Source organism: Mycobacterium sp. 1245801.1, assembly GCF_001673055.1.
Lineage (GTDB): Bacteria > Actinomycetota > Actinomycetes > Mycobacteriales > Mycobacteriaceae > Mycobacterium > Mycobacterium europaeum_A.
Genome location: NZ_LZKY01000049.1, coordinates 1 through 9,363 on the forward strand (window position 1 = coordinate 1; position 9,363 = coordinate 9,363).

Genomic DNA, 9,363 nt, shown 5'->3' on the forward strand with positions numbered 1-9,363 from the left:
GGCACCCTGCTGGCCCCGGACGCCCATGCGCTGGACCGGCGGTTGACTGCGTTGGCGGCCACGGTGTGTGAGCACGATCCGCGCACCCGCGAGCAGCGCCGCGCTGATGCGCTGGGCGCGTTGGCGGGCGGGGCGGATCGGCTCGGGTGTCGCTGCGGGCGCGCCGACTGTGCGGCCGGCAACGGCCCGCGTCGAGCGCGGTGGTGATTCACGTGGTCGCCGAGCGGGCCGCGCTGGATGGTTGCGGCTCGGCGCCGGCCTGCGAGCTGGGCGCCGAGGGCCTGATCTCACCGGAGCTGGTCGCTGAGCTGGCCGGCTCGGCCACGCTGGTGCCGCTGGTTCATCCCGGTGGTGCGCCGCCGGAGCCCGGTTATGTGCCGTCCAAGGCGCTGGCCGATTTTGTGCGGTGTCGGGATTTGACGTGTCGTTGGCCCGGCTGTGATCAGCCCGCCGTGAACTGCGACCTCGACCATACGATCCCCTACGCCGACGGCGGGCCGACACACGCGTCGAACCTCAAATGTTATTGCCGCGCACATCATTTGGTGAAAACCTTTTGGGGCTGGCGCGAACAGCAGCTGCCCGACGGCACGCTGATCCTGACCTCGCCGGCCGGGCGCACCTACGTCACCACCCCGGGCAGCGCACTGCTGTTCCCGAGTTTGTGCCGGGGCGTCGGCGCGATCCCCGCCGCCGAGGCCGACGTGGCGCCCGATTACTGCGCCGAGCGCACGGCGATGATGCCCACCCGGCGTCGCACCCGGGCACAGGACCGCGCCGCGCGCGTGGCCACCGAACGCCATCACAACCGCATGGCGCGTGCGCTCGAAAAGCCTTCTCGCACTTGGGCTTCCGCGTCGACCCACGCCGTCGGCGACGGGGAACCGCCGCCCTTCTAAGCGTTATTTTTTGCTGGGAATAATGATGACGACAATCAATGTCAGGATCGAGAAGAACAGCCCAAGAATTCCCCAGCCCAGCGGATTGCGGCCCTTCATCATGGCGATGACTCCGCAGATTATTGCCGCGATAATGCTGCCGATAGCGACGAAAATTCCCTTGATGCCACGGAGGATAAAGCCGGCCGCGACCGGGTCCGAACTCGCCAGAATCACCTGGTGCAACATGACAGGTCCTTTCGTGAGGGGCCCTGGAATAATACCCGCGTAAATGTCACGCAAAACCGAAACTCGATTCTCCCGCCCCGCGTTAACCGCCGGATAACCGCGGCACCGTGCGGTCGAGAATTCCCAAAGTCGCGCGCAATGCACCCTCGGACAAAACGGGGAAAATGCCAGCCATGTGAACGACGAACTTATCGCCCACGCCGCGCACCGGTTCGCCGTCGGCGCCTTGAAGCGTAGGGGCGATACGGTCGCTGCTCACTGTACGACGGTCCCGTGCTTGACTCGATCTCGAACTAATGTTCGAATGGTTGATATGCGGTGGGCGAATCAGGCCGTCGCGGTCAACGGGACACCGGTCGAGGATGGGGCGCTGCCCGGGCTGCAGCGCATCGGCTTCCTGCGCAGCGTGCGCTCGCCGCAGTTCGACGGCATCACCTTCCACGAGGTGGTGTGCAAGTCCGCGCTCAACAAGGTGCCGAACGCGTCGGCGCTGCCGTTTCGCTACACCGTCAACGGCTACCGCGGCTGCTCGCACGCCTGCCGGTACTGTTTCGCCCGGCCCACCCACGAATACCTGGAGCTGGACTGCGGCAACGACTTCGACACCCAGGTCGTCGTCAAGACCAACGTGGTCGAGGTGCTGCGTCGCGAGCTGCGCCGGCCGTCCTGGCAGCGCGAGACCGTCGCGCTGGGCACCAACACCGACCCGTACCAGCGGGCCGAGGGGCGCTACGCGCTGATGCCGGGCATCATCGGCGCGCTGGCCGAATCCGGCACACCGCTGTCGATCCTGACCAAGGGCACGCTGCTGCGGCGCGACCTACCGCTGATCACCCAGGCCGCGGCGCAGGTTCCGGTCTCGGTGGCGGTGTCGCTGGCCGTCGGCGACCCAGAGCTACACAAGGACGTCGAGCCCGGCACGCCCACCCCCCAGGCCCGGCTCGGTCTGATCAGCGCTATCCGGGGCGCCGGGCTGGACTGTCATGTGATGGTCGCGCCGGTGCTGCCACACCTCACCGATTCCGCCGAGCACCTCGACGGGCTGCTCGGCCAGATCGCGGCGGCCGGCGCCACCAGTGTCACCGTGTTCGGCCTGCACCTGCGCGGCTCGACCCGGGGATGGTTCATGGCGTGGTTGGCCCGCTCGCATCCCGACCTGGTCGGCCGTTACCGCGAGCTGTACCGGCGCGGTGCCTACCTGCCCCAGGACTATCGCGAAACGCTGCGGCGGCGTGCCGCGCCGTTGATCGCCAAGCATGGGCTGGCTGGCGACCATCGCCCGTTCGCCCGGGCCGCCTCGGCGGCGCCGGCGCCGAAACCGATTCAGCCGACGTTGTTTTGAGCTTCGGGATCGGCGTTTCGTAGCGCCCGTCTGCGGGGGAACGCGACGAAGTGCCTTGTGCGCCTGGTGTCTTCGGTGATGTCGTGCAGGCGGGCGGCGAGCAGATCCCGCAGCAGCAGGTGACCTTGTTCCGCGCCGTCCGGTGACAAGACGCGCAGCGCGTGGCCGCCCGATTCGGCGAGGACGTTGGCGGCATGCCGCAGGGTGTCGCCGGTGCTGACGCTGCCGCCGGTGGGCACCGGCGACGGCTCGGGATGCATGACGTCGGCCACGAAGAACGCTTCCAGCGGATCGGTGGTGTAGTCGCGGGTCAGGTGCAGGCCGCGCCGGGCGATCTTCTCGGTCAGCACCGATCGGTCGAGCATCAACACCGACGCCGCGTAGGCCGTGGTCGAGGCCACGATCAGGGGAAGCAGCGCGGGCCAGGCATGGGTGAGTTCGAGGGTGAACACGACGCCGGTCAGCGGCGAGCGCATGACGCCGCCCACCACGGCGGCCAGCCCGAGAATCGCCCAGAACCCCGGGAACACGTTCGGCAGGCCCTGGCCCACCAGGGCTCCCAGCGCGCCGCCGATCATGAACACCGGCGCGAGCACACCGCCCGAGGTGCCCGAACCCAACGACAGCGACCAGATGGCGGTCTTCACGACGAGGATGCCGACGATCAACGACAGGGTGGCGCGGCCGGTGAGCAGCGCGTCGATCACGTCGTAGCCGACGCCGAGCGCCCGCGGCTCGATCAGCCCGCCCGCGCCGATCACCAGCCCGCCGATCGCCGGCCACCACATCCAGTGGATCGGCAGGCGCGCGAAGGCGTCCTCGGCCAGGTACACCAACCGCGTCGCGGCGATGGCGACCACCGCGCCGCACGCCCCGATGAGGAGCGCCAGCAGGTCGATCTTCGGTTCGACGCGACTCAGGTGCCCGACGTCGACCGGGAAGACCGGGTTGCCGCCGAGAATGAACTGGCGCACGACGGTCGCGACGACGACCGCCGCCGTCACCGGAATCAGGCTGCGGGGCCGCCATTCGAACAGCAACAGCTCGACCGCGAGCAGGATGGACGCCAGCGGCGAATTGAACGTGGCCGCCATTCCCCCGGCGGCCCCCGACACCAGCAGGATCTTGCGCTCGTCGGCGGTCAGATGCAGGTGTTGGGCCAGGATCGACCCCAGCGCCCCGCCGGTCATGATGATCGGCCCCTCGGCGCCGAACGGGCCGCCGGTGCCGATGCTGATCGCCGCCGAAACCGGCTTGAGGATAGCAACTTTCGGCTCGACACGGCTGCCCTGGGTGAGAATCGCCTCGATCGCTTCCGGCATGCCGTGACCGCGGATCTTCTCCGAGCCCAGCCGGGCCATGACGCCGACCACCAGACCGCCGGCGACGGGGGCGCCCAGCAACAACCACCACGGATGGGGGTGCGATCCCGGTGCCACCAGGTCGACCGCCCAGCGCTGGTAGAAGACGAGGTTGGTGACCAACCCGATCAACCGCAGCAGGCACCACGCCGCCCCCGCGGCGAGCGCTCCGATCGGCACGGCGAGCGCCGCGGTCAGCAGCATGCGCCGATCGACCACGAAGTCCGCCAAGCGTCCCCCCATAGGCGGACCGGGCGATTCAGCCATTTTTGAAGTATTTCACAGGGATAAAATCCGCCGCGGTCACGTTGCTGGGACGGGCTAGTGGGCCCTGTCGCCGCGCGGCTTGGTGAGCGTGAACTGGTCGATGACGGCGACTTCGCCGAACGGGCCCCGCAGCGCGTAGTGCGTCGCCTTGATCGACGTGTTGCCACCAAGTTGGCCCGGGTCTACCTCGAAAGCCGCGAAACCGTAGGGGTTCTCGCGATCGCGGAACGCCGACCACGGCGCGTCCTCGATGACGTAGATGGGCGCCTTGCGGCGCAGCGCGGGATCGAAGGCGCCCACTCCGGTGACCACTCGGCACCGCGGCTCCGGGAAGAACATCGCGTTGCTCGGGGCCGACGTGCCGCCGCCACCGATGACGAGGTGCACCGTTCCCCGGCTGGCATCGATCAGATCGTTTCGCGTGTCGACGGGTATCGGCGTGCGGGTGTCGGTGCCCAGCGCGCCGCGCAACGGATGCGAGCGTTCGTAGTGGTGTTCGTGGCCGCACACCACCAGATCCACCTGGTACTGGTCGAACAGCGGCAGCCATTCCGCGCGGATACCCAGGTCGGCTCCGTTGGTCTTGTCGGCGGTCGAGATCGCGGTCTGGTGCATGCACACCACGATCCAGTCGACGTCCGGATCGCGCCGGGCGGTAGCGAGTTCGTCTGCAAGCCAACGCTTTTGCTCGCCACCGGAGTAGCCGTGCACATAGAAGTTGCCGCCGTCCTGGAAGGCGACGTCGTCGTTGCTCAGGCTGATCACCCGCACCGAACCGGCGGTGAACGAGTACCACATGCCACGGGTTTCGGGGCTCGACCCGGAATCGGGCACCGCGAAGTAGGTCTGATAGGCGCCGTAACCGATTGGCCCGTTGCCCAATTCGTTCTCGTGATTGCCCGCCGCCGGCATCCAGGGCCGGTAGCGCGCCGAGCGGGTGTTGTTCTCGAACCAGTTCGACCAGGTGCGCACCCGATCCCGGGCCAGGTTGGCGTAACACAGGTCGCCGTTGATCAGATTGAACAGCGGGCCCGCCCGTTCGATCGCCATGGTGGTGTCGGCGGCGGCCGGCGAGCCGATGTTGTCGGTGGCGTAGCTGCCGTCGGGCATCTTGGCCAGCGCCGGAGTGGACTGATCACCGAAGCTGGTGAACAGCAACGGATTTCGGCCCATCGGCGCCGTACGGACGGTGCCCTGCTCCGGTTCCGCGCCGTCGTGCAGCGCGGCGTACACGTAGTCGGTGTCCGGCGTGAGGTCGGTCAGCCGGGCATGGTTGACGCGAACTTCGGTGCCGGACTTCGCGTCCCGGTAGGTGCGGGTTTCGGCGGCCACCGTGCTGCCGAAGCCCGACGTCGGTGTTCCGAGCAGGACGCGCGGATTGCGGACCGCGTCGGTGGTGTGCCAGGACACCACCACTTCGGTGCCGGCGTTCTTGCCGAACTGCAGGTGCAGCCCAGCGACAGGTGGTGCGCCATGTCGATCGGGCTGCAACCAGGCGGTCGGGCCCTGCGGACGGGACCACAGCAGCGTGGCGCCACCCCCCAGGCCCACGCCGAGGGCGGCCGAGACCGCGCCGGTGGTCAGCAACCGGCGGCGGGTCACCGCAGTGGGGTCTTCGCGCATGCTTGCTTCATACCGGAGCCGGGCGACCAGGGGCACAGCTGCGGCGTAAACATCGAACCGTCGCTAACGAATCCGGTAGCGTTTTCGATATGACGAACGTGCACAGGACAGCGAGCGCGATCTCAGCGACAATTCTGGCAGCGGCCGCGGGGGCGGTACTCACGTCGGCGACCAGCTATGCGGACCCGGCCGGTCACCAGGTGACCTACACGGTGACGAGCCCCAACAACGTGACCGCCAACGTCTCCTACGTGAACGCCGATCCGCCCAGCCAGGCGGCCTTCAACGCGGACCCGTCGAAGTTCTCCACCAGCGTGCAGGCCCCGCTCAGCGCCGGCGCGCCGGTCACCTACACCGCCACGCTGGCAAACCCGAATCAGTTCGCGAGCATCACCGCCAGCGGCATGCTGCACTGGCCGGATTCGGGCAACGGCCCGGCCCAGTTCCACTGCGAAATCGCCGTGGACGGTCAGGTGGTGGTCCAGCAGGACGCGACCACCACCGTCACCTGCCGGCTCAGCTAGTCGGGACCAGGGCCGGTGCGCTCCCGGGCTCGGCGTGTGCAACGACGACGACCTCGGCGCTCTCGGCGCCGACCGCCCGGATCTTGTGGCTGACCGACGCGTCGAAGTAGGCGCTGTCGCCCGGCCCTAACGTGAACGTCTGGTCCCCGTAGTCGAGTTCGACCGTGCCGGCGTGCACGAACATGAATTCCTGGCCCGCATGCTCGGGATGGGGATCCTCGGCCAGCTGCTCGGTCGGGCGAACCACGAACGGCGACATCGACTTTCCCAATAGTGACGGCGCCAGCACCCGATAGCGGCCGCCGTCGCCGTCGCCGGCCCGGTCCACGGTGATCTTTTCCTGAGCGGCCCCGGCGGAGAACAGCCGCCCGACGTCGACCTCGAGCGCCCGGGCGACCTTGAGGGCCACCGCGATCGAGGGAGTGCTCTGGCCCCGTTCGATCTTGGACAGGTAGCTCTTGGTCAGGCCCGTCTGCCGGGCGAGTTGCTCGAGGGTGAGGCCGCGCTGTCTGCGGACGGGGCGCAGCAGTGCCGTCACGGGGCCTCCTATGACACAAAGTTTCCTAAGCTGCTACATTGTGTCACATGGGCAGCACGTTCACCGAATCGAAATCCGAGTTGATGCGCCGGGCTGCCGAGCAGTTGACGGCGAACGTCACCGATTCGCAGTTGACCACGCGTCAGAAGCTGGCGTTGACCTGTCGGGCGCTCTTTGACGCCGGGCACGACTCGGGGTTGGCCGGACAGATCACCGCCCGCGCCGAGGCGGCGGGCACCTACTACACCCAGCGGCTCGGCCTGGGGTTCGACGAGATCACCGACGCCAACCTGCTGCTGGTCGACGAGGACCTCAACGTCCTCGACGGCGATGGAATTGCCAACCCCGCCAACCGTTTTCACAGCTGGATCTATCGCGCCCGGCCCGACGTCAACTGCATCGTGCACACCCACGCGTTCCACGTCGCGGCGTTGTCGATGCTGGAAGTTCCCCTGATCGTCTCCCACATGGACACCACCCCGCTCTACGATGACTGTGCGTTCCTGCCCAAGTGGCCGGGGGTGCCGGTCGGCAACGAAGAGGGCGAGATCATCACCGCCGCGCTCGGGGACAAGAAGGCCGTCCTGCTGGCGCATCACGGCCACGTCATCGCGGGGGCCAGCGTCGAGGAGGCTTGCTCGCTGGGGATCCTCATCGAACGCGCCGCCAAACTGCAGCTGGCCGCGATGGCCGCCGGCACCGTCCAGGAGCTGCCCGAAGAACTGGCCCGCGAGGCCCATGACTGGACGCTGTCACCGCAGCGCAGCCGCGCCAACTTCGCCTACTACGCCCGCCGGGCCCTGGCCCGGCATTCCGACGTGTTGACCAGCTAAGGAGCCGCCCTGTGACCGAGCCCAAGATCCACGGCATCATCGCCTACCCGGTTACGCCGTTCGGCGACAACGGGATTGACACCGAACGGCTGGCCGCGCTGGTCGAGCGGCTGGTGTCCGCCGATGTGCACGCGATCGCGCCGCTGGGCAGCACCGGCGAACTGGCATACCTCGAGGAACCCGAGTTCGACGCCGTCGTCGACACCACCATCGCCACGGTCGCCGGGCGGGTCCCGGTGATCGTCGGCGTGTCGGATGTGACCACCGCCAAGACGATTCGGCGCGCCGCCTACGCCCAGCGGGCCTGGGCGGACGCGGTGATGATCCTGCCGGTGTCCTACTGGAAGCTCACCGAGCGGGAGATCTTCCAGCACTACCGCAGCATCAGCGACGCCATCTCGATCCCCATCATGGCCTACAACAACCCGGCCACCAGCGGTGTCGACATGCCGCCCGAGTTGCTGGTGCGGATGTTCGAGGGCATCGACAACGTCACCATGGTCAAGGAATCCACCGGCGACCTGACCCGCATGCACCGCATCGCCGAACTGTCCGGCAGCCGGCTGCCCTTCTACAACGGCAGCAACCCGCTGGTGCTCGACGCCCTGAAGGCCGGCGCGTCCGGATGGTGCACGGCCGCACCGAATCTGCGGCCACAACCCTGCATCGACCTGTACGAGGCGGTGCGCGCACAAGATTTCGACACCGCGCAGAAGCTCTACGACGATCTCCAGCCGTTGCTCACCTACATCGTCGCCGGCGGGTTGGCCACCACCGTCAAGGCCGGCCTGGAGCTGCTCGGCTTCGGAGTCGGCGACCCGCGCGCGCCGTTGCTGCCGCTCGACGAACAGGGCCGCGCCGAGCTGCGGCGCCTGCTGGACGTTTAACCCAGATCCGGCGCGGAGAAGGTGTCGCACTTCTTCGGGTCGCCGGTCTGGTAGCCGATGGTGAACCACTTCTGCCGCTGCTCGGACGAACCGTGCGTCCAGGACTCGGGGTTGACCCGGCCGGTGGATTCCTTCTGGATCCGGTCATCGCCCACCGACGCCGCGGCCGACAGCGCATCCGCAATGTCCTTGTCGCTCAACGGCTCCAGGTAGGGCACGCCGGTGCTCTCCTGCTTGACCGTGGAGGCGTAGTGCGCCCAGATCCCGGCGTAGCAGTCGGCCTGGAGCTCGGTGCGCACGCCGTTGCCCCCGGCGCCCTGCGCGCCCTGCTGCGAGCGGCCGAGCAGACCCTGCAGCTGCTGCACGTGGTGGCCGTATTCGTGGGCGACCACATACTCCTGGGCGAACGGCCCACCGCTGGAACCGAATCTGTCGACGAGCTCCTGGAAGAAGTCGGTGTCGAAGTACGCCGTCTGGTCGACCGGGCAGTAGAACGGTCCGACCGCGGTGGTGGCCGCCCCGCAGCCGGTGCTCACCCGGCCGGTGAACAGCCGGACATGCGGACGGGTGTAACCCGGCAGCAGCTGATGCCACACCGCGTCCACCGAGTTGCCGGTGGCGACCACCCGGCACTGCACGTACTTGTTGGCGTCGGCGCCGGTCTTGCACTGGCTCAGGTCGAATCCGGGCGCCGAATACCCGCCGGTGTTGGTCTGCGGGGAGTTCATGACGCGGCCGGGGTCGACGCCCAAAAAGAGCGCCCCGATGAGAATGAGCAGCCCCAGGCCGCCACCCCCGGCGCCGAGATGGCCAAAGCTTGCGCCGTCGAGCCGACCGGCATGTCCGCGGTGCTCGGCGGCT

9 protein-coding genes and 3 pseudogenes are annotated in these 9,363 nt (G+C 68.2%); 6 read left to right on the forward strand and 6 right to left on the reverse strand.

The window, feature by feature from the left end; all coding sequences use genetic code 11:
* A pseudogene (locus A5622_RS02845) lies at positions 1-899 on the forward strand (DUF222 domain-containing protein); the annotation flags it as partial.
* A 3-nt stretch (positions 900-902) separates the two neighbouring features.
* On the opposite strand, the gene A5622_RS02850 reads toward A5622_RS02845, so the two are convergent.
* Positions 903-1,127 (reverse strand): deoxyribodipyrimidine photolyase, encoded by a 225-nt coding sequence (locus A5622_RS02850; RefSeq protein ID WP_066861033.1) that lies wholly within the window; start codon positions 1,125-1,127, stop codon positions 903-905.
* An 82-nt stretch (positions 1,128-1,209) separates the two neighbouring features.
* A complete protein-coding gene (locus A5622_RS29515; protein WP_197507934.1) occupies positions 1,210-1,386 on the reverse strand; it encodes a hypothetical protein in 177 nt (58 codons plus the stop codon).
* 54 nt (positions 1,387-1,440) lie between these two features.
* On the opposite strand from A5622_RS29515, the gene A5622_RS02855 reads away from it, so the two are divergent.
* Positions 1,441-2,469, forward strand: coding sequence for an Rv2578c family radical SAM protein (locus A5622_RS02855; RefSeq protein ID WP_066876523.1), 1,029 nt, complete (start codon positions 1,441-1,443; stop codon positions 2,467-2,469).
* Here A5622_RS02855 and A5622_RS02860 read toward each other — a convergent pair.
* Positions 2,451-4,061: a chloride channel protein gene (locus A5622_RS02860; RefSeq protein ID WP_232002832.1), complete on the reverse strand. Its 1,611-nt coding sequence runs from the start codon at positions 4,059-4,061 to the stop codon at positions 2,451-2,453. The genes A5622_RS02855 and A5622_RS02860 overlap by 19 nt on opposite strands.
* A 90-nt stretch (positions 4,062-4,151) precedes the next feature.
* The gene (locus A5622_RS02865; RefSeq protein ID WP_066876534.1) at positions 4,152-5,720 is read right to left on the reverse strand and encodes a metallophosphoesterase family protein; all 1,569 of its coding nucleotides are present in this window, start codon (positions 5,718-5,720) and stop codon (positions 4,152-4,154) included.
* A gap of 89 nt (positions 5,721-5,809) precedes the next feature.
* Between A5622_RS02865 and A5622_RS02870 the strand changes: the two genes are divergently transcribed.
* Positions 5,810-6,244 carry a hypothetical protein gene (locus tag A5622_RS02870; RefSeq protein WP_066861023.1) on the forward strand — a complete coding sequence of 145 codons (435 nt, stop codon included), beginning with the start codon at positions 5,810-5,812 and terminating at the stop codon, positions 6,242-6,244.
* On the opposite strand, the gene A5622_RS02875 is transcribed toward A5622_RS02870, so the two are convergent.
* Positions 6,237-6,782: a helix-turn-helix domain-containing protein gene (locus tag A5622_RS02875; protein ID WP_066876527.1), complete on the reverse strand. Its 546-nt coding sequence runs from the start codon at positions 6,780-6,782 to the stop codon at positions 6,237-6,239. The genes A5622_RS02870 and A5622_RS02875 overlap by 8 nt on opposite strands.
* Before the next feature lie 47 nt (positions 6,783-6,829).
* On the opposite strand from A5622_RS02875, the gene A5622_RS02880 reads away from it, so the two are divergent.
* Both A5622_RS02880 and A5622_RS02885 read left to right on the forward strand, forming a co-directional pair.
* Entirely contained in the window at positions 6,830-7,615 is a 786-nt protein-coding gene (locus tag A5622_RS02880) for an aldolase (RefSeq protein ID WP_066876528.1), read from the forward strand.
* Between the two features lie 11 nt (positions 7,616-7,626).
* The gene (locus tag A5622_RS02885) at positions 7,627-8,502 is read left to right on the forward strand and encodes a dihydrodipicolinate synthase family protein (RefSeq protein ID WP_066876530.1); all 876 of its coding nucleotides are present in this window, start codon (positions 7,627-7,629) and stop codon (positions 8,500-8,502) included.
* Here A5622_RS02885 and A5622_RS02890 read toward each other — a convergent pair.
* Positions 8,499-9,305 (reverse strand): annotated as a pseudogene (locus A5622_RS02890) (neutral zinc metallopeptidase); the annotation flags it as partial. The gene A5622_RS02885 and the pseudogene A5622_RS02890 overlap by 4 nt on opposite strands.
* On the opposite strand from A5622_RS02890, the pseudogene A5622_RS29965 reads away from it, so the two are divergent.
* Positions 9,288-9,363: pseudogene (locus tag A5622_RS29965) on the forward strand (hypothetical protein); the annotation flags it as partial. The pseudogenes A5622_RS02890 and A5622_RS29965 overlap by 18 nt on opposite strands.